Below are 19,873 nucleotides of genomic sequence, written 5' to 3' on the forward strand. Positions count from 1 at the left end.
GAATGACGGATCGAATCAAATATGGCATTATCGGATGTCAGCACGCCCACATCGGCATGTTTATCGAAGAGATGCAGCGGCTCGGGTATCCATGTGCCGGTGTTTACGAACCGGATAACACGAAACTGGCCCGCGAGGTGGCAGAAAGGTTCGGCCTTGCGATCACGTCGGATCGCGAGTCTTTGCTGGAGGATGACGATGTCGGCATCATCGGCTGTGCGGCGGTCAATAACGAGAAGATCGATGTGATCGAGCTGTGCGAGAGCTACGGGAAGCATGTGATGATCGACAAGCCGGCGGTAACGAGTCGCGAGGGTCTCCGCCGTCTGCAGGGGGTGATGGAGCGGGGAAGGATTGAGATCGGCATGATGCTCACCGAACGCTTTCGCGCTTCGCTGTATACGGCACGCAGGCTGGTTATGGCCGGGGAGCTGGGGGAGATTGTCCACATCGCGATGCGGAAGCCGCACCGGCTGAACCCCGCTAACCGTCCGGCATGGCATTTTGACAAGGAGAAATCGGGCGGCATCATCAACGACCTCCTCGTTCACGATTTTGATCTGCTGCGCTGGCTGACCGGCAGGGAAGTGGAGGCGGTATCCGGTCATATGGCCAAAAACATCCTGCCGGAGCATCCGAGCTTTTACGACACAGCAGCCGTGCATGCGGTCATGGAGGGCGGGGTCACCGCAGAGCTGTATGCCGATTGGCACACGCCGGCGGGCAGCTGGACCTGGGGGGACGGCCGGATCTTCATCACCGGCACGATCGGCACGGCAGAGATCCGGCTGGAGGGCGATCCGCTGCTGCAGAGCCGGGAAACGGTGCTCCTAACGGATGCGGAACAGCTTCGGCCACTCGAGCTGGAGGCTCCGCCGAAGCTGCTGGCACAGGATTTCCTAGACCGCATACGGGGAGGATCGGGACAGATCTCCCACCGTGATATTTACAAAGCGTCGGAGGGCACGATTGAAGCAGACGAAGCCGCCCGTGTCATCGTCCGAAGCACGCTGGAAACCGGGCACAACCAATATCGATAGAGCGGGGTGTATTCGAATGGAACAAAGACCGATACGATTCGGCATCATTGGCTGTGGAATTATTGCGGATATTCATGCACAGTGCATCGAAAGCACGGATGAAGCGGAGCTGGCAGCCGTGTTCGATACGAAGCCTGAGTCGGCTGCAGCATTCGTGGAGAAATACGGAGGGGACGTCTGTGGGAGCTTAGAGGAGCTGCTGGCCCGCCCCGACGTGGAAGCGGTATGTATCTGCACGCCGAGCGGACTGCATGCGGACCAGACGGTGCTCGCCGCGAAGGCGGGCAAGCACGTGCTGGTGGAGAAGCCGATGGCAATCCGGCTGGAGGATGCCGAGCGTATGATTGAGGCTTGCAATGAGGCCGGGGTGCGGCTTGCGACGGTTTTTCCAAGAAGGATGTCCCCGCAGGCGAATTACGCCCGGCAGCTGATCCAGGAGGGACGTCTTGGCAAGCTCAGCCTGTGCTCGGCCTATGTGATGCTGTATCGGGACCAGGCTTATTATGACAGCGCTGGTTGGCGCGGAACCTGGGCGATGGACGGCGGCGGTGCGATGATGAATCAGGGCATTCACACGGTGGATCTGCTGCAGTGGCTTGCCGGCCCGGTGACTTCCCTATCGGCCAAAGCCAAGGCGGTGCTGCGCAGCATCGAGGTGGAGGATACGGTGACGGCGGCGCTGGAATTTGCCAGCGGAGCCCTGGGCATTCTTGAGATTACGACGACGGCCAGGAACGCCAAGGGACAGCGGCTGGCGATTCGCGGCGAGCGGGGTGAACTGGTGATTGAAGAAGACGATATCGTGTCTCTGCAAATCGATGGCGAGGACGTGACGCTGCCTGAATTTGAGGCTTTCCGCATCATCCCGGACGGGCACCGCATGCAGATCGAAGATCTGGCGAGAGCGATCCGCGAAGGGCGGCAGCCGATCGTGCCGGGAACGGAGGGCATCCATTCGCTGGAGATCATCCTTGGCACCTATGAGGCATCGCGACAGCGTAAAGACATCAGCATCGGAGAGAAGGCACCTGCAATATAGAAGGAACGAACCGGATCAGCTGGAGTATAGGGGAAGACTCAGCATGCCGGGAAATGCATGTTCTGAGCAGGTTCTTGCATGCAGGGGAATTAGCCATAATGGGAGAAGTCTTCCAAGCTAGGGAAGTGCACAGATGAAGGAGGTGGGGATATGCACGATCAATCTTTCGGGCTCGTGAATACGCAGGTGAAGGACCGGCTCAAGGTCCGCATCTATGACAGCCGCGAAGCGATGGGAATGGCGGCGGCGGCCGATATCCGCGCTGCGATGCAGGAATTGCTGGCCGCAAAGGAACGTATCCGGATGGTGTTCGCCGCGGCTCCTTCCCAGAATGAATGCCTGGAGGAGCTGGTCCGTTCCGAGGGGCTGGACTGGAGCCGGGTGACGGCCTTTCATATGGATGAATATATCGGGCTTCCGCAAGCTGCACCGCAGCGGTTCGGCACCTTTTTGTCCGAGAAGCTGTTTGACCGGGTTTCCCCCGGAGCCGTGCATCTGCTCGACGGCTTGAATGATCCGGATACGGAGTGTCAGCGGTATGGCCGCCTCCTGGCTGAAGCGCCGATCGATATCGTGGTTCTCGGCATCGGCGAGAATGGGCATATTGCCTTTAATGATCCGCCGGTTGCCGATTTTGACGATCCGGCGCTCGTGAAGCCTGTCGAGCTGGACGAAGCATGCCGCCTGCAGCAGGTGAATGACGGCTGCTTTGCCAGCCTGGATGATGTCCCCAAGCGGGCGCTTACGCTGACGATACCGGCGCTTATGTCGGGGACGCAGCTGTTTTGCATCGTTCCTGGAGCAAGAAAGCGGCACGCCGTGGGGAGAACGTTAACCGGTGATATTAGCGAGGCTTGCCCGGCCAGTATTCTAAGGCGTCATCCGGACTGCACGCTGTATCTTGACCGGGACGCCTATGGGGAAGGTCTCCATGACTAGTAAGGCGCTTGTCCGCGAAGGCCTTCATTACGCAACCGGCGAACGGATTCGAATTACCATAAGTAGCGAAGGTCGCATTACAGAGATATTTACAGAAGATGGCGTTGGCCGAATAGAAGAGATGTCTGCAGACGGCATAGACAGCAAAATTTCAGGGGCGGCGTCAGCTGAAGCTGGCAGCGATGGCGGCGAGGCTTTGGCCACCTACGGCGAGCATTCGGTTCGCGGCGGCGACGGAGAGGTTTGGATCGCGCCGGGACTGATCGACCTTCAGTTGAACGGCGGGTACGGGATTGACCTTAACTCGCTCCCGCTGACAAGCGAATCCGTCATTCGGCTGACGTGCCGTTTGTGGGAGACGGGGGTAACGACGTATTACCCGACCGTCATTACGAACGGCGACCGGGAGATCGAAGAGCTTGTAAGCGCCATCGATCAAGCCTGCCGGGAGGATGCGCTGACAGGGAAGAGCATCGGCGGAATTCATCTGGAGGGCCCTTTCCTTTCGCCGGAGGAAGGGCCGCGCGGAGCCCATGATGAACGGTATATCAGGCCGCCCGATTGGGAACTGCTGCAGCGGTGGCAGGATGCCTCCGGCTCCCGGATTCGCATCCTGACCCTGTCGCCGGAGTGGCCGGAAGCACCGGAGATGATCCGCCGCTGCGTGCAGAGCGGCATCATCGTTTCCATCGGGCATACGGCGGCTACGCCGGAGCAGATTCGCCAGGCGGCACTGGCCGGAGCAAGCATGTCCACCCACTTTGGCAACGGCGCGCATCTGACGCTGCCGCGGCACCCGAATTATCTGTGGGAGCAGCTGGCATTGGATGAGCTGTGGTGCGGCTTCATAGCCGACGGTTATCATGTGCCGGATTCGGTCATTAAGGTGCTTCTCCGGGCCAAAGCGGGCAAAGCGCTGCTGGTCAGCGATGCCGTCTATTTAAGCGGCATGGCACCCGGAAGCTACCGAACGCATATCGGCGGCGAGGTGGTGCTGACCCCCGAAGGAAGGCTCCATCTGGCACGAAAGCCCGAGCTGCTCGCAGGCTCGGCGATGATGCTGGCCGATGCCGTCGAGCGGCTTGCTGCATCGGGGCTATGCTCTTTTGCTGAAGCCTGGGACATGGCTTCCAACGCGCCGGCCCAAGCCGTCGGACGGAAGAACCTGCACGGGCTTAATGAAGGAGCGCGGGCGGATTTTGTCATGTTGGAGCGGCATGAAGGAAAGATCCGTATTGTCGAGACCGTACTTGGGGGCGTGCCGGTATATCAGGCGAGCTCCTGAAAGCCCGCTGGCGAAAGCCGCCGTTCCAAGCATGAATGGCCGATATTCTAATACAGGGAGCCCTTCCGGGATGGAAGGGCTCCTTGCCGTGATTAACGCTGGGATTGACTTGCAGCCTGCTCAACTGCCGTGTTGATTTGTTCATATAAATCTTCGACGTGCAGTCCCGAGATTTCATCAATGGTTTGTATATCTGTGAAATCACGCCGGAATGTAATCCGGTCCCCCTTGGCGCTCATCGTTTCCTCCACGGCTAGGGCATTATAGTCGAGATGGCTTTCCCCCTCGGTATCCAGGCGTACTTGGAACGGAACGCTTGCAGGGAACAGCACGTCCCTAAGCTGCGACTTTGTCAGGAACAGCACATAATCTTCCTCTAATCGGATTTCATCGAAATAAGGCAGCTGAATTTTAGCTTCAATTACCTGCTCCTCCAGCGGATATTGAACCACCTCATACTTTGGAATCGCAATTTGAATCTGTCCGTCCAAATCGCCTAGCAGCTGCTGCTCTACGTCAAAAGTATAAATCTCGCTAACGTAACCGGGTGCCATTTCCCAGGTCTCGACCGGCTTTATATATCGCCCCCGTACAATGTACTCGGAACGCTCAACGATGCCGGGAATATTCCCATTGACCGCATAGTCACTTTCTACATTAACCTCAAAGGTTTGCGGTTCATAGGCGGGCTGGCTGACAAAAACCAAGGTTACTAGCAGAGAAACGGAAATGGCAGCGATAAGAAGTGCAAACATCGTCTTCCTTCGACTGGATCTGCTCAAAGGCAATTCGCTCCTTAGGGTTCAGCGCGGTTACTGGATATTTCCTTTGCTAAGCTTAAATATATAAGCATCCTTAATGAAAAACAATTACAGCAATCAACGGAAAATATCATAAATAAACGAACTTTTACACTTATACACCCTGCCCATACTTCTCCGTAAGCTCTCTCAGAATATCTCTTATGCTGTCCACGAGCTCCTTGGGCTCCAGCACGACAGCCTCGTTACCCAGCCCGAGGAAAAACTTTGCGAAATAGCGCATTTCGCTTATAGGCACTTCCTGCTCGAGCCGGCCGCTTCCATCGGGATTCACGTCGATCCGGGGAACGGGGCATAATTCGGCCTCACAGCGCTGAACGCCCTCTCTCGTCAGTTCGGCAATCATTCGGACATAGACGGCTTTTTCCGCCGCGAATTCTCTCCAGTTTCCCAGATGAATATGGCGGTGATCCAGCGGTTCTACCCCGCTCTCGTCAAAGGCGGCGGAATGCATGCGGTCGCAGCGGAACAAGCGAAAGTCCCTGCGCATAAAGCAGTAAGCGGGACAGTACCAGAAGCCGTTGCTGGCATAAATGCCGACAGGCTGGATGCTTCGTGCCGACAGGCCGTGCTTGGTCTCATATTGGATGCTGACGACCCGCTGCTCCACGGCTGCATCCAGCAATACCCCCAGGAATGCCGCCTTCTGCTTCCGGGTATGGGTTAGAAAATCGACCCGGTTCTTCATCTCGTCAATCCGGTCACGCACATCGCCCGGCATGTAATAATAAAATTTCTGGAGCGCTGCGGACGACTCGGCTTCGAAGGGAAGGAACAAATAATGGCGAAGGGCGTGGCTGGCAAAAAACATCGCGACCGCTTCTTCCTCGCTAAACGCGATCGGCGGAAGGATGCGTTCTCTTAGCACTTGGTAGCCGCCATGCGGACCTACCTCCGAGTATAGCGGGACGCCAAGCTCGCTAAGCTCTTGCAGGTCCCGCAGGATCGTACGGGCCGAAACACCGAATTGGTCGGCAAGCTCCTTCACCGTAAACTTTCGCATCCGATTGACGGTCATCATCAGTTCGATCAGCCGCTTGGATTTCGACATGGGATCAGCTCCGTTTTTTTGAATGACTATGACAATAGTTGTCACTATTATAGCCTATACTTGTATCATAACCCTAGAGAGAGCAGAATGGAAAATGATACAACATAGCGCGCAGGACGCTACTGAGTAATGATAACCATAACGACCAGCGGTTTCCGGAAAAGCGATGCCACGGTTGCGCCTTCCTGTCGCTGAATCTCTTTCCATTATCATTCAAACTAAAAAGCAGGAGTGAACGCCCATGAGTCAACTGGTTGAAATGAAGCAATTGCTGTTTGAGGAGCTGGAGCATATCGTGAAAACCTCCTCCAATCTCATCATGAAAATTTCGGACAAGGATTGGGATTACCGTCCTGCCTCCAATATGCGATCGCTCCTGGAGCTCGTCCATCATCTGGTGTCGGTTCCCGGAGCCGATCTGTTGATCATGCGGGAGAAGCCTGAAGAAGAGGTGCGCCAGCTTGAAGGGGCCATCGCTGCAGACGGCGGCGACAAGGACAAGCTGATCGCATGGATGAACAAGGGGCTGGCCGACTTGAAATCGTATATGGACGGCCTGTCGGATGATGACTTTTTGCATAAAAAGACGACGCCATTCTACTTGGAGCACGGCTCGGCACAAGCCAAATGGCTGATCGAGGTCGTGACGCATGTCCAGCATCACCGGGCTCAAATGTTCAATTACCTCAAAGCCCAAGGCTATGAAGTGAGCATGTTTGATTTGTATTAATTACACAGCAGCTGTGAAGATGATCTTGGGACACCGTCCATAGGTTCGGGCGGTGTTCTTTTGCATTGGTTCAGACCGGGGAGGTAACAAAAATCCCTCAGAATCCGGCATGCGTCACGCTCTTAACCGGACTCTAAGGGATTTCGTGTTGGAATAAGGATATACAAAAATGCCGATTTCTTTTACTCGTCCTGCGACGAAGCTTTGGATGAAGCGCTCGATCTCAGATATTGGGGCGGATTCACGTCATCGATCAACAATATGCCGTCGTATTGATCCCGGGCGATCAGGCTCTCGGGAATCATGCCCCAGCTGTACGCGAAGCGGGGTTCAAACATCCAGGAGTTTCCGGATTCATGGCTGCGATAGCGAAGATCCATGAAGGTATATGGAGCTCCCGATGCCGCTAGAATCGATTCGACCGATCCAGGCTCCGGCGGCAGCACGCCATGGACGGCACCCGTATTGTCGGCGGTTTTGCCGCTGGCCGGATAAAGACCGATTACATAGCTGTATTTTTTCACCTCGTCCGACAGCATCTCGCCCATCAGTTTAACCGGGTACGGGGAGCCCATCACTTCGGTCTGGGCCTTGCGGATGTGATCGTTATGTCCCCAGACGATGAATTTTTCCGTAGGATATGCCTCGGTGGCAAGCCACATGAGATTATCGTGCATTGCCTGATCCCGCCATTCCATCGTTTTCAGGAAAGGCATATAGTCCCCTTTTTCCAAGGCGGCGGTGGATTCAATGGACAGCTCCACATATTCCTCCGCTACCCGGATTCGGTCGCCTAAAGCTCTCTCCAGAAGGAGGGAAAGCTTCGGATTGTCCGGGTAGAGCTGCTTGATATGGGCCTGATTCGCCTCGGTTTTCAATGCTTCCTGAGCTTCCTTGTACACGCTGATCAGATGTTTTTTCTCTTTGCGGTATGCGGCTGCGTCCGAAGCTACCGAATAGTCGGACAGCTTTTTGTCGGCTTCCGCAAGCCGCTTCGCGAGAGCTTTATCCTTCAGCCATCCTCCGTCAAGGAGGGGGAAATGGAGCTGCATGTCGAACCCGGTCAGAACAAGCGGTTGTTCGCTGTTATGCGACGCTTTGATGTAATCGAACAACGGCAGCGTTTCTTTGGACCACCAGACGCCGAAAATCGAATCTTTCATCGTCTGCTCGGCGCTGCGGCCGCTGACTTTTCCGTATGCGATGGAGGCAGGAGCCAGCCCGCTCTCGAATGCCAATACGTTGTATCCCATCTCCTGATGGAGGAATTGGATCAAGCGCGTCTTGGCGAGATTGAATTCGGCTACGCCGTGGGAGCTCTCACCAAGGAACACGAAACGTTTGTCATGCAGGAGCGGCTTCAGCATTTCCAGATCTTGAAACGAGTCCGGCTTGCCGTCCGAGCCAACCGGCTGAATCGTATCAAGCTTATAAGCATGATCCGCAGCCCAGGCCTCCCATTCGGCAATTTTCTCTTCATGGGTTCGGGCTGGCCGGATTTCCGTCACCTTCCCCTGAATGGTGTCAGGGGCGGCTGCTTGAGCGCTCCCCGCATAAGACGCTGTGCCTCCAAGCAGGACAGTCGCCAGCATTAGCGCGGTAAAAGCTTTTCTTGTCTTATGTAGTGTCATTTCGAAAGAGTTCACTCCTTGGTCTTTGGTTTATTCAAGTCGTTCATTCGGTCGACGGTTCAAAGGGCAGAAGCACGGCAGTTTACGGCTTTAATAGACGCGGCATCCCCTCCTTTCAAAAGTCATGAATGTCTTGACGAATGTACGGGTTTCCCCATAACTCATTCATCCCAGAACAGGTCGTCCAGCGTACGGGACAGCGCCTTGCATATGGCAATGCAGAGGCTGAGTGAAGGGTTGTATTTGCCGAGCTCGATCAATCCGATCGTTTGTCTCGATACCCCGACGATCCGGGCCAATTCTTCCTGCGAGAGATCCTTTTCCACCCGGGCCATTTTCAGCTTGATATTTTTCATGCAAAATCACCTTGTCTCCCTTCTTATGAGTCCAGTTGGTCATTTTGCGATATTTTTCGGCTCACTCGATTCGCGAAATGGTGAATGGCCGTCATCGTTCCGGCAAACAGCGGGATGTAGAAGATTAGCGAAAACAGGAATACGGAAAGGAAATACTTCCAAGCGGTCTGACTGCTGCCATCCCCATATACGACGGCGCTTCGTATCCCTAAGATGAGGGCAAGGATCAAGCCGATGGCCAGTCCGGAAATCGCCGTGCGCCGGCTAAACGACATTTTGTTGCGCTGGTCATGTACCTCCACCTCATCGGAGTATATCCCCATCGCCACGCTTCGGATGCTAAAGTACAAGCTGCCTCCCAGGATGACCAGCATTTCGGTCAGAACGGATCCGCGGTCCGGTAAAAACCAGGTTTTGATTACGGCCGAAACGCTGCAGATCAGCATGATCAGAATATAGGCCTCTTTATAAATGCTGTTTTTCAGGTTGACGATACGTTCGTCATCGACTGCTTTCTTTTTAAACCAATTCATTTGTGTACGGCTCCTTTCTAGTAAAAGACAAGTTCGTGCGTTTATTACTTATCCGTATTCTACAGCTATGGATGTCATTATGCAATATATATATGTCATTTTGTTAAAAATAATAATCATGCATGAGCTTGTATAACGATTTCATCATGATAGCAGAAGCGGAGCCCTCATTTTTTGATCCGTTTTGCTAATTTGTTGTTTAGATTCTATCCGCTCTCCAATTGTGATAGAATTGGCAATAGGGCAATTTTGTCCTATTTAAATTAAGGGAGGCTTCGTTATGATCTATTACATTCGGTTGCGATAATCAGAGGTGCAGATTTAGAGATAGGCCCGGTCCAATTTTTTGAAAATTATGGGACAAGGGTTTATTTTGCTGCACCTTTATTCATCGACTAATCGAATGGAAAGGGTGGAAACGAAATGTCCCGTTATAATTCAGAGGAGGTATTAACCAAAGCAAGTTTGGTTGCTTCCCAAGAGCAGCTGTTTCGCTGTCCGATCTGCAAAAGTTCGATGCGCGTCAACCGGCTGTCCAGCCTGGACTGCAGCAACGGCCATTGCTTCGATATTTCGAAGCATGGATATGTCAATTTGCTGCCGCGTCCTTCGAAGAGCAAGTATGATAAATCATTGTTTGTTTCGCGCAGCATGATCAGTAACAGCGGTTTCTTCGATCCGCTGATCGAATATGTATGTGATCTATTGATCCGCAGGCGGGAATCGCATTCCGAGATTCAGACTTTACTGGATGCCGGGTGCGGCGAAGGCTCCCACCTTCGGTCAATTATTAGCAATTTGGAGGAAAGGCCTGGCCGCAAGCGCTATTTAGGAACCGGTATCGATATTGCCAAAGAAGGGATCCTGCTGGCTTCCAAGGCTTCGCCGGACCTGGTATGGTGCGTAGCCGATCTGGCGCACAGCCCGTTTGCTGACCGTCAGTTTGATGCTATCGTGAATATATTGTCGCCTTCCAACTATGCTGAGTTCGGAAGATTGCTGAAGGAAGATGGCGTGCTGATTAAGGTCATTCCAGGGAAGTCGTATTTGCAGGAGCTTCGTGAGCTGTTATATGGCAGGAAGAGCAGGGAGCGCGATTCGAGCGGCCATACGATCGAGCTGTTCAGCCGTTACTTTGAGCTCATCGAAACCAAAGAAATTCGGTACCGCAAGAGACTGAGCCCCGAGGAGAGCTCTCTTCTGGTACAGATGACGCCATTGGCATGGGGTGCTTCCCCGGAGTTGAAAATGTCGGATAACCTTCCGAGGGAACTGGAAGTCACGGTGGATTTCACCGTGCTCTACGGCAAACCAAAGCCTGTTCCCGCTGCTGAAGAGAGCGTGTGAACAAGCACATTGTAGGGAATATAAACCAGTTTTGCCCCCGTTGCTAAAACGGCAAGGATTTGGCGATAATGAAAGTCGATACGTACATTGAAAAAAGGTAGGTGGGTCCACCATGACACTGCGTTTGAATCCATACATTATCCTGGATGGAAATGCGAAGGAAGCGATCCGTTTTTATGAGCAGGTACTGGGAGCCGAGACCGTGATGATTCAGACATTTGGCGAAATGCCGGCAAACCCTGATTTTCCGCTGCCTGAAAGCGCCAAGGACCGCATATCCCATGCACTGCTGAAGGTGGGCGGCAGCGAGCTCATGTTCTCGGACACGTTCCCGGGCCAGCCCGTACAATCGAGCAATCAGGTTCAGATTTGCATCATCTCGCAATCGGCAGATCATTCGAAGCGAATTTTTGAAGCTTTGCAGGAAGGCGGGAAGGTTGGCATGCCGCTGCAGGAAACGTTCTGGAGCCCGGCATATGGCATATTGACGGACAAGTACGGGGTGACATGGAATATTTCCACGGAATCCTGATTTCCGCAACAAGCATGACGAAGACCCCTTGGCGGTAAGCCAAGGGGTCTTCGTTCGTTTTTCATATCAATTGGGAATCAAGTTAGAAGGAAGGTGCTTTACGCACGCGACCCGTCCCACCTATTTTTCGACCGGTCAAGCGATTCAGGCTGCTGCTAATCAAAGATGGTTAGTTGTAACTAGCTTGCTTCCGATTCATTACTAAAGGACCATAGGACGAAGGATCGGGATGATGGGATCTTAAATGAAGGGAAGACCGTGCCGAACGAAAGGGAGAAGCTGTGTCCTGATGAGGAAAATAGACAGCTCGATATGTCCTTGTCCGAGAAAGCGGTTTCCATGCATCCTAGTCTGAAAGTCAGTGGGTCGTCATGCCTATTGGAAGGCAACTTTCGATTAAGGTACAATAGCCTTTGGTATATATTAGGAAAAGAGGCGATTGTGATGAGATTCATGCGGAAATGGCTGCTCATGGTCTGCGGCCTTTTGCTTGCAGTCTCCAGCATGATGCCGCTGACGGCGCATGCGGCGGACCAGAAATGGATTAATCAGGTATGGAATGATTACAAAGCGTACAATAAGAAAACCGTAAATGCTTATAACAATTTCCAGAAGCAAATTGATAAGCAATATAAGCAGTTCTATGATGCTTCCCATGCGTCCTTGGACCAATTGGAGAAGACGCTGCTGGACGATCAGAAGCTATGGAACGAGAAGCTGGAGGCGGATCTCGAGCAGTTGAAGGCGAAGTATGAGGGAAATCGGGATATCCAGGATAAGCTTCGTGAGTATGCCCGGGAGATCAATCCCACCTCGATGAGAAGTTCGATGTGGAAGTATGTCTCGGAGGCGAAACGACATTATATGAGCAGCACATTGTGGAAGCTGGATAAGGAAATGAGCGATACTTATCTGAACAGCATGATGTGGACCTACAAAAAAACGATTACTCCGACCTATTTGAACAGCGCGGCATGGAAAATGTCGAAAAATGTCAATGAAAATTATTTGAATAGTCCGATGTGGAAGCTGAAAAACGGCTCCAACGCGCATTATCTGAATAGCCCGATATGGAAGTATAAAAAAGGACAGATCAGCAAGTCAGCCGCAAAGAGCCAGTACAGCAAGCTGTTTAAGACACAGACTGCTGCCCTGTCCAAGAGCAACGCAGCTCTGAAGCAGCAGATTACGGCTATGGCAAGCGGCACGGAGAAGAAGCTCGGCGAGCTGTATGCGGATTCGGTGAAATCCTTGGAAGCTCAGCGGGAAGAGACGCTGAGCCGAATTTCGAAGCTCCGTGCCGAAATTACGGGTGAGGGCTTTACTTGGGAGCCGCTGCTGATTAAAGAATAACAAGCGTCGAAACATGATCATCCTATAGTAAACGTATAGCCGCTTCCGGCGAGACTGTTAGACAGTCCTTCCGGAGCGGCTTTATTTTATTTTTTATCGATTTATCAAAAGGGCCGCTTATAGGCGAAACCACACGTTCATTCATGGGGCCGGATGAATGCTGGTGATGGCCTTTAGTCCTCCCCCCTCATACGTCCCCAGTCATATTTTTTATGAAAATGAAAACAAGAAAATGCAGGATATACTTTGACTTGCAAGCATTTCTCGAATAGTATTATGAATGTAACCTAACAAAAACTAACACAAATAACACGCATAACACACATGGGTTGGTACGGTTCTACAAATATGCTTAAGTAGGTTGATACGATGAAATCAAAAGTAACCATTCAAGAAATTGCGGATTTTACGGGCGTGTCCAAATTTGCGGTGTCCCGTGCGCTATCCGGCAAGTCGGGCGTCAGCCCGCAGACAAGGGAAATGATACTGAAGGCTGCCGGGCAGCTGGGGTATTTCAAGGATCAGCCCGGACATACGGCCGGTCGTTCCGAGCTTCAGGATCCGGAAAACCGTAAATGGGCAGGGGCTGTTCTCGTCCTCTTCCCTAACGTGCGGTACCAAAATCGGGAGTCTCTGTACTGGGGGCCTGTCTTCGACGGGATCTCTACCCGTTTAAATCAACGGGGCCTTGACATTCTGACACTGACCGAGCCGTCTAATGACCATATGTTCTCGCTGTTGAACCCGCAGGGCCTGCTCGGGATTGTCACCGTAGGCTCCGTGTCGACGCAAAATTTGATGGATATCAAAAAATTGAACATTCCCGTCGTCATGGTGGATCATATGGACCCGGCATTTCAGTCGGATACGGTGTTCACCGACAATTTGTACGGCATGCGGCAAATGATGACCAAGCTGGTGAGCCGGGGGTACAAGAAGTACCAGTTCATTGGCAACATAAGCGATGCGCCGAGTTTTTACGAGCGGTATCTTGGGTTCACATCCGTGCTGGCCGATTACAAAATCGAGCATCGTCAAATCCCCGAGCTGATCAGTCACGAGATTGACCAGGATCTGGCAGCAACGTTGAGCAAGGCTTTAGCAGGTCAAGAGCTGCCGGAGGTGTTCGTATGCAATAACGACATCACGGCAATGTTTGCGATGGATATTTTGAAGCAGCGAGGAATCGAGGTTCCGGGGGATGTACAATTCACCGGATTCGACAATACTTATGATCAGCTGCCCATTCTGGCTACGGTCAATATCGACAAGGAATTGCTCGGAATGAGGGCTGTAGATCAATTGTTGTGGCGGATTACGAACCCGGATTCCGGTTACGAGAGGATCCTGATCCAGGCTGACGTCATCGTCAGGGATCTTCAGCAGCCTTCCCGGGGAGAGACCGATTAGATTATAGCTCCATGGGGTGTATACGCATGGCTCCGATGCGGATTGAAGCATCGGGGCCTTTTTATATTCATAACAAACAAATAACATTTTAGGGGAATGGATGGTGGGAAATCAAGTAGGCGGAAAAGATGTCGATTCCTTGTGTTTAAAGGGGTTTTAAGGCGATGACGACATTTTTCAACATACAAAATGAGTTGATTATTAATAACTAGAATAGATTATCATCGAAAAATATTAGGTTTGTTGTTATTTATAAAATAATAAATATTGACGACTAGAAAAACTGATGTTATATTTTTTGGCAAACATAGATAACGGAATGGAGGGGGCATACCGAGGTTCAAGATGTTCCGTTTATCCAAAACCATCGCATCCGGGAACGACATCAAGTTAAATCGTGCTTTTACAAATAAGGGAGGTTTTTAAAGTGAGAAAAATGAAAGGGCTTTCTTTATTGCTTATCTGCTTGATGTTTGTCATCACTGCCTGCAGCGGCGGAGGCGGCGCCCAGACGGAAGCTCCCAAGACCGAGCCCGCACCGGCTGCGGAACAGGCGGGAAGCGAAACGCCGAAGGAAGAAGAGCCGGCACAGCCGGCGGCCGAGCCGGTTGACCTGGGCGGCCGAGTGATCAAGGTTGCCGCCTGGTGGGACCTGACGCCGGCGGGCAATACGGCCGACGAGAAGGCGCGCCTAGAGAAGATCGCCGAGGTCGAGAAGAAGTACAATGTCAAAATCGAGTTCGTTAACGTGCCCTTCGAGGAATATATGAACAAGTTTACGACGAGCGTGCTGGCCGGCGAGCCGTTTGCCGATATCGTGCAGCTGGAGTACAAGTCGGCTTTGCCTGCGATCATGAAAGGTCAGCTCCTGCCGATCAGCGAGTTTACGACCGATCAGAACAACATAAACAATGAGGCGAATCTGCAGATGAAATACCCTGCCATCGGCGGCGGCGAATACGGGTTCGACAACCCGATCTCCCTCGGGCTTGGGCTGCATTATAACCGCGAGCTGTTCAAGAAGCACGGTCTTCCGGATCTTCAGGAGCTGCATGCCAAGGGCGAATGGAACTGGGATAAGTTCATGGAGATTGCCAAACAGGCAACGAAGGATACGAACAATGACGGCAAGACGGACGTGTGGGGCTTCTCGGGCTGGGCAATCGACGCCGTGAAGCATTTCACCGCAGCCAACGGCGGGAAAATCGTCGACGATGCGAACGGCAAAGAAGGCTTGTCCGATCCGAAAACGCTGGAGGCCGCCGAATTCGTTAACCGTCTCTATAACGTCGAGAAGGTGGTCAAGGTGAAGAGCGGCAACAAGACGAACTGGGAAGAAACGAACACGTTCAAGGACGGAGATGTCGCCATGTTCCCGGCTGCGGAATGGATGCTGGGCGACGTGACCTTCGAAGTCGGCATCGTACCGATTCCGAACGGACCGCAAGGCTCGCCGGAGGCGACCTACGCGAATACGGCCGCTTCCGCGAAGTTCATTCCGAAGGGCGTCGAAGATCCGGCCATCGTCTATCAAATCTATGAAGAAACGTTCGACATCCAATCGACGGAGGAATATCCGGGACAGGACTACCTGGAGGGCATTTACACCAATCAGGAAGATATCGACATGATCCGCGAGCATATTGCGGGAACCGGCGTAATTACGGTTGACGAAGCGTATACGGATTATCCGACGGGTGCATTCATCGAGGACATTATCGTAAACAACCAATCCGTGACGGCGACGGCTGAAAAATACAAGCAGCAGGCGCAGGCCGCCGTCGACAAAATGGGCAAATAAGACGGATGGACGGGGGGCGAAGAGCGGCAGCCTAAGCCTCCCTTCTCCTGATAAGGGGGATGAACATTGACACGCCAATTTCAGCTGAAAAAATGGATGGGCAGACTCCTGATCCTTTTGTTGATCGTCGCGGCCCTGATGCTGTTCTTCAACCGGGGCAAGGATGATCCCGGCGAAATGCTGATCGGTGCTCCGGCGGAATGGAAGCTTGAACGTCCGGCCTCTTTGATACAGACCGGTGCTCAGGCCGGCAAAGCGATGCCCTACGTTCAGTATTTGTCGAAATATGAAGGTAGCGGTCGACCGGGACAAGAAATCATCATCCCCGCTTCCGAGTACAGCCGTGCAGAAGGCGGAGAATTCCGGAAGCTCGACCATTATGAAGGCAGGCCCGGCACATCGCTCTACACCGGCGAGAAGGGCGAGGTGGAGTGGAAGCTCCGAGTGCAGGAAGAGGGACTATACAATCTGTCCGTGCTGTATTACCCAGTAGAGGGAAAAAGCTCCTCGATCGAGCGCTCGCTTCGGATCGATGGCAGCATTCCTTTTCAGGAAGCCGCTTATTTACAGTTCGACCGGATTTGGGGCAATGCGAAAGACAGTGTGGACCGGGACAATCAGGGCAATGACCTTAGGCCAAGGCAAATAGAGCACCCCGCGTGGATCGAGGCGGTATTGAAAGATGCGGACGGCTATGAAACCGAGCCGTTTCTATTCTACTTCACGGAGGGCGAGCATACGATCTCGCTTACCGCCGCCAGGGAGCCGATGGTGATCCGGGAGCTGAGGCTGCTTCAGCAGCCGGAACCGCTTCCTTACTCCGAAGCGAGAGCCAAATACGAAGCCGAGGGAACACCGCAAACCGAGGGAATCCTGCTTGAGATCCAAGCGGAAGCGTCAACGGCCAAATCCTCCCCGACGCTGTATCCGCTGAGCGAGCGTGCAAGTCCGAGCGTGCGCCCGTACAGCGCATCCGAGGTACGGATCAATACGATCGGCGGCTTTAACTGGCGACTGCCGGGTCAGTGGATCGAGTGGGAGCTGGACGTGCCGGAAACGGGGCTGTACAAAATCGCCTTCAAATCCCAGCAAAATTTCGTAAGAGGGATATATTCCACGCGGAAGCTGACGATTGACGGGAAAGTGCCATTTGACGAGATGAATCGTATTCCGTTCCGCTTCAAGAACGGGTACCGAATGGATGTGCTTGGCGGCGAGGAGCCGTACCTGTTCCACTTGACGCGCGGGAAGCATGTGCTGCGCCTTGAAGTGAGCCTCGGCGAATTCGCTCCGCTGATTCACGAAGTGGAGGACAGCTTGCTGAATCTGAATGCGATGTACCGCAAAATTTTAATGATCACCGGCACCAATCCGGATGAGTTCCGGGATTATCGGGTGGAGCAGCGCATTCCTGAGCTGATTGAGACTTTGCAGTTTGAAAGCGACAGATTGAAAGCGATCGCCGCCCGTTTGGTAGAGCTGTCGGGACAGTCCGGCGATCAGGAGGCGCTGCTGAAGACCATGGTGCTGCAGCTCGATGAGATGATTGCCAAGCCCGACACGATTCCGCGCCGGCTGGAGGCATACAAGACCAACACCGGAGGCCTCGGTACATGGCTGCAGCAGGCCAGGGAGCAGCCGCTTGAGCTCGATGCCTTATATGTCGCTTCTCCTGACGTCAAGCTGCCGAAGAGCGGAATGGGGGCAGGAGATAAAGTAAAGCACGAGCTGAATACCTTTGCCAGCTCCTTCTTCATCGATTACAACAACATCGGCAATGTGACGGATGGGAAGAATCAGCATTCGATTACCGTATGGATCGGCAGCGGCCGGGATCAGGCGAATACGGTAAAGGCCATGATTGACGAGACCTTTACGCCCGAGACAGGGATCAGCGTCAATCTGAAGCTGGTCAACATGGGTACGCTCCTGCCCGCAACGCTGTCCGGTCAAGGACCGGATGTTGCCATGCAAATCGGCAACGACCTGCCGGTGAACTTCGCGATGCGCAATTCGGCGGCGGATCTGACGCAGTTTGCAGATTTCGATGCCGTTGCGGGCCGGTTCCGGGACAGCGCGCTGGTACCGTATCAATACCGCGGGGGCGTATACGCCCTGCCGGAGACGCAGACGTTCAACATGATGTTCTACCGGAAGGATGTGCTCGAGGAGCTTGGGCTGGAGGTGCCGGAAACGTGGGACGAAGTGGCAAGCATGCTGGCCGTGCTGAACAAGAACCATATGCAGTTCGGGCTTCCCGTCGTTGCGCAGGCGCCCGACCAGTGGACCACGCTGCCGCCAAACTCCATGTTTGCGGCCCTGCTCATGCAATCGGGGGGACAGTTCTACCGCAACCATGACCGGGAGTCGGATCTGGATTCGAAACCCGCGCTCGAAGCCTTTAAGCGATGGACCGAGTACTACACCGACTACAAGCTTGAGCGGGAGTATGATTTTGCGAACCGCTTCCGTACCGGTCAGATGCCGATCGGCATTTCCGATTACACGACGTATAATCAGCTGTCCGTCTTTGCACCGGAGATTCGCGGCGTATGGGGATTTGCCCCGATTCCCGGAACCGTACGAGAGGATGGAACGATTGACCGGACCGTACCGAGCGGAGGCAGCGCAGTCCTGATGCTCGAAGATGCGAAGGATAAGGAGGCCGCCTGGGAATTCCTCAAATGGTGGACCAGCGACATGACGCAGACGAACTTCGGGCGGGAGATGGAAGGATTGATGGGGGCCGCCGCGCGTTATCCGACAGCAAATATCAAGGCGCTGGACAGCCTGCCTTGGCCCGTGGCCGATTATGAAAATTTAAAAGCCCAGTTTGAATGGGTTCGGGGAATTCCGGAGGTGCCGGGAGGCTACTCCACGGGAAGACATCTGTTCAACGCGTTCTACCGTGCGGTGATCAGCGGTGTCGAGCCGCGGGAGGCTCTGATGGATTCTGTTCAGTATATTCATGATGAAATTCGAACCAAGCAAGAAGAATTCGGCGTGCCGGAGGGATAGGGGGGAATCCAAAATGCATAATGCCGGGCTTCAAGACCCTGAGACGGCGATGCCCGCCGCGGTTCGCCCCGTCAAGCCGCAAACCTGGCGGAGCCGGAAGCTGGCGGAAATCAAGGCCAGCAAGCATTCGTATATTTTGCTTGCACCATACATGATCCTGTTTACGTTGTTTACCGTGCTTCCGGTCGTCATTTCCATGATCCTCAGCTTCACGTACTTTAACATGCTGGAGTTTCCGCGGTTCGTCGGATGGGATAATTACACACGGCTGTTTCTCGAAGACGATATTTTTCTGATCGCACTTAAAAATACGCTTCTATTCGCTGCGATCACCGGGCCGATCAGCTATTTGGCATGCTTCCTGTTCGCTTGGGTCATCAATGAGCTCGGACCGAGGATGCGGGCCTTCATGACGCTGATCTTCTATGCGCCTTCCATCTCGGGGAACGTCTACTTCATCTGGCTTATGATTTTCTCGGGAGACCGCTACGGCATCATGAACGGGATGCTGATCAAGCTCGGGATCATCCTGGAGCCGATTCAATGGCTGAAGACGGAAGCCTTCATCATGCCGATCATCATTCTCGTGCAGCTGTGGCTAAGCCTGGGAACCGGATTCCTGGCCTTCATTGCCGGCCTGCAAACCGTTGACAAGACCTTGTACGAGGCCGGCGCGGTTGACGGGGTCCGCAACCGGTGGCAGGAGCTGTGGTATATTACGCTGCCGTCGATGCGGCCGCAGCTAATGTTCGGCGCGGTGATTCAGCTTACGACCTCTTTTGCCGTCGCCGACGTCTCCATTGCGCTTGCCGGATTCCCGAGCGTGAACTATGCGGCGGAGACGATCGTCACGCATCTGATCGATTTCGGCACGACCCGGTTCGAGATGGGGTTTGCTTCCGCGATTGCCACGGTGCTGTTCATCCTGATGGTCGGCACCAATCTGATCGTTCAAAAACTGCTGCGCAAGGTAGGTGAGTAGCACTC

General features: G+C 53.5%; 17 protein-coding genes. 12 read left to right on the top strand and 5 right to left on the bottom strand.

Annotated features, from left to right (window positions below; translation table 11 throughout):
- Positions 1-2 precede the first annotated feature (2 nt).
- From NST08_RS06115 to NST08_RS06130, 4 genes are all read left to right on the top strand, one after another.
- Positions 3-1,040 carry a Gfo/Idh/MocA family protein gene (locus NST08_RS06115; protein ID WP_341034242.1) on the top strand — a complete coding sequence of 346 codons (1,038 nt, stop codon included), beginning with the start codon at positions 3-5 and terminating at the stop codon, positions 1,038-1,040.
- Positions 1,041-1,056: 16 nt separating this feature from the next.
- Positions 1,057-2,079, top strand: a complete 1,023-nt coding sequence (locus NST08_RS06120) for a Gfo/Idh/MocA family protein (RefSeq protein ID WP_251536693.1) — start codon at positions 1,057-1,059, stop codon at positions 2,077-2,079.
- Between the two features lie 150 nt (positions 2,080-2,229).
- Positions 2,230-3,018 carry a glucosamine-6-phosphate deaminase gene (locus NST08_RS06125; protein ID WP_251536695.1) on the top strand — a complete coding sequence of 263 codons (789 nt, stop codon included), beginning with the start codon at positions 2,230-2,232 and terminating at the stop codon, positions 3,016-3,018.
- Positions 3,011-4,303, top strand: coding sequence for an N-acetylglucosamine-6-phosphate deacetylase (locus tag NST08_RS06130; RefSeq protein ID WP_341034241.1), 1,293 nt, complete (start codon positions 3,011-3,013; stop codon positions 4,301-4,303). The genes NST08_RS06125 and NST08_RS06130 overlap by 8 nt, the downstream gene beginning before the upstream one ends.
- Positions 4,304-4,395: 92 nt before the next feature.
- Here the strand turns inward: NST08_RS06130 and NST08_RS06135 are convergent, their stop codons facing one another.
- Both NST08_RS06135 and NST08_RS06140 read right to left on the bottom strand, forming a co-directional pair.
- Positions 4,396-5,085, bottom strand: a complete 690-nt coding sequence (locus NST08_RS06135) for a hypothetical protein (RefSeq protein ID WP_341034240.1) — start codon at positions 5,083-5,085, stop codon at positions 4,396-4,398.
- 133 nt (positions 5,086-5,218) lie between these two features.
- Positions 5,219-6,175 (bottom strand): helix-turn-helix transcriptional regulator, encoded by a 957-nt coding sequence (locus NST08_RS06140; protein ID WP_341034239.1) that lies wholly within the window; start codon positions 6,173-6,175, stop codon positions 5,219-5,221.
- Positions 6,176-6,416: 241 nt separating this feature from the next.
- Between NST08_RS06140 and NST08_RS06145 the strand changes: the two genes are divergently transcribed.
- Positions 6,417-6,905 (top strand): DinB family protein, encoded by a 489-nt coding sequence (locus NST08_RS06145; RefSeq protein ID WP_341034237.1) that lies wholly within the window; start codon positions 6,417-6,419, stop codon positions 6,903-6,905.
- 182 nt (positions 6,906-7,087) lie between these two features.
- Here NST08_RS06145 and NST08_RS06150 read toward each other — a convergent pair whose 3' ends face one another.
- The 3 genes from NST08_RS06150 to NST08_RS06160 form a co-directional block, all read right to left on the bottom strand.
- The gene (locus NST08_RS06150) at positions 7,088-8,536 is read right to left on the bottom strand and encodes an erythromycin esterase family protein (RefSeq protein WP_341034236.1); all 1,449 of its coding nucleotides are present in this window, start codon (positions 8,534-8,536) and stop codon (positions 7,088-7,090) included.
- 161 nt (positions 8,537-8,697) lie between these two features.
- On the bottom strand, positions 8,698-8,892 hold the full coding sequence (locus tag NST08_RS06155; protein WP_007131544.1) for a helix-turn-helix transcriptional regulator: 195 nt from the start codon (positions 8,890-8,892) through the stop codon (positions 8,698-8,700).
- Between the two features lie 23 nt (positions 8,893-8,915).
- The gene (locus NST08_RS06160) at positions 8,916-9,425 is read right to left on the bottom strand and encodes a DUF6773 family protein (RefSeq protein WP_007131545.1); all 510 of its coding nucleotides are present in this window, start codon (positions 9,423-9,425) and stop codon (positions 8,916-8,918) included.
- 423 nt (positions 9,426-9,848) lie between these two features.
- Between NST08_RS06160 and NST08_RS06165 the strand changes: the two genes are divergently transcribed.
- From NST08_RS06165 to NST08_RS06195, 7 genes are all read left to right on the top strand, one after another.
- Entirely contained in the window at positions 9,849-10,772 is a 924-nt protein-coding gene (locus NST08_RS06165) for a putative RNA methyltransferase (protein WP_341034234.1), read from the top strand.
- Between the two features lie 112 nt (positions 10,773-10,884).
- Positions 10,885-11,304 (top strand): VOC family protein, encoded by a 420-nt coding sequence (locus tag NST08_RS06170; protein WP_007131547.1) that lies wholly within the window; start codon positions 10,885-10,887, stop codon positions 11,302-11,304.
- A gap of 444 nt (positions 11,305-11,748) precedes the next feature.
- Positions 11,749-12,657 carry a hypothetical protein gene (locus tag NST08_RS06175; RefSeq protein WP_341341598.1) on the top strand — a complete coding sequence of 303 codons (909 nt, stop codon included), beginning with the start codon at positions 11,749-11,751 and terminating at the stop codon, positions 12,655-12,657.
- A gap of 369 nt (positions 12,658-13,026) precedes the next feature.
- A complete protein-coding gene (locus NST08_RS06180; RefSeq protein ID WP_341341599.1) occupies positions 13,027-14,067 on the top strand; it encodes a LacI family DNA-binding transcriptional regulator in 1,041 nt (346 codons plus the stop codon).
- Positions 14,068-14,494: 427 nt separating this feature from the next.
- A complete protein-coding gene (locus NST08_RS06185; RefSeq protein WP_007131551.1) occupies positions 14,495-15,868 on the top strand; it encodes an ABC transporter substrate-binding protein in 1,374 nt (457 codons plus the stop codon).
- Positions 15,869-15,934: 66 nt separating this feature from the next.
- Positions 15,935-18,886 (top strand): extracellular solute-binding protein, encoded by a 2,952-nt coding sequence (locus tag NST08_RS06190; RefSeq protein WP_341341600.1) that lies wholly within the window; start codon positions 15,935-15,937, stop codon positions 18,884-18,886.
- Positions 18,887-18,899: 13 nt separating this feature from the next.
- Positions 18,900-19,868: a carbohydrate ABC transporter permease gene (locus NST08_RS06195; RefSeq protein WP_007131553.1), complete on the top strand. Its 969-nt coding sequence runs from the start codon at positions 18,900-18,902 to the stop codon at positions 19,866-19,868.
- The last annotated feature ends 5 nt before the right edge of the window (positions 19,869-19,873 follow it).

Source organism: Paenibacillus sp. FSL K6-1566 (genome assembly GCF_038050475.1).
Taxonomy (GTDB): domain Bacteria; phylum Bacillota; class Bacilli; order Paenibacillales; family Paenibacillaceae; genus Paenibacillus_AQ; species Paenibacillus_AQ lactis.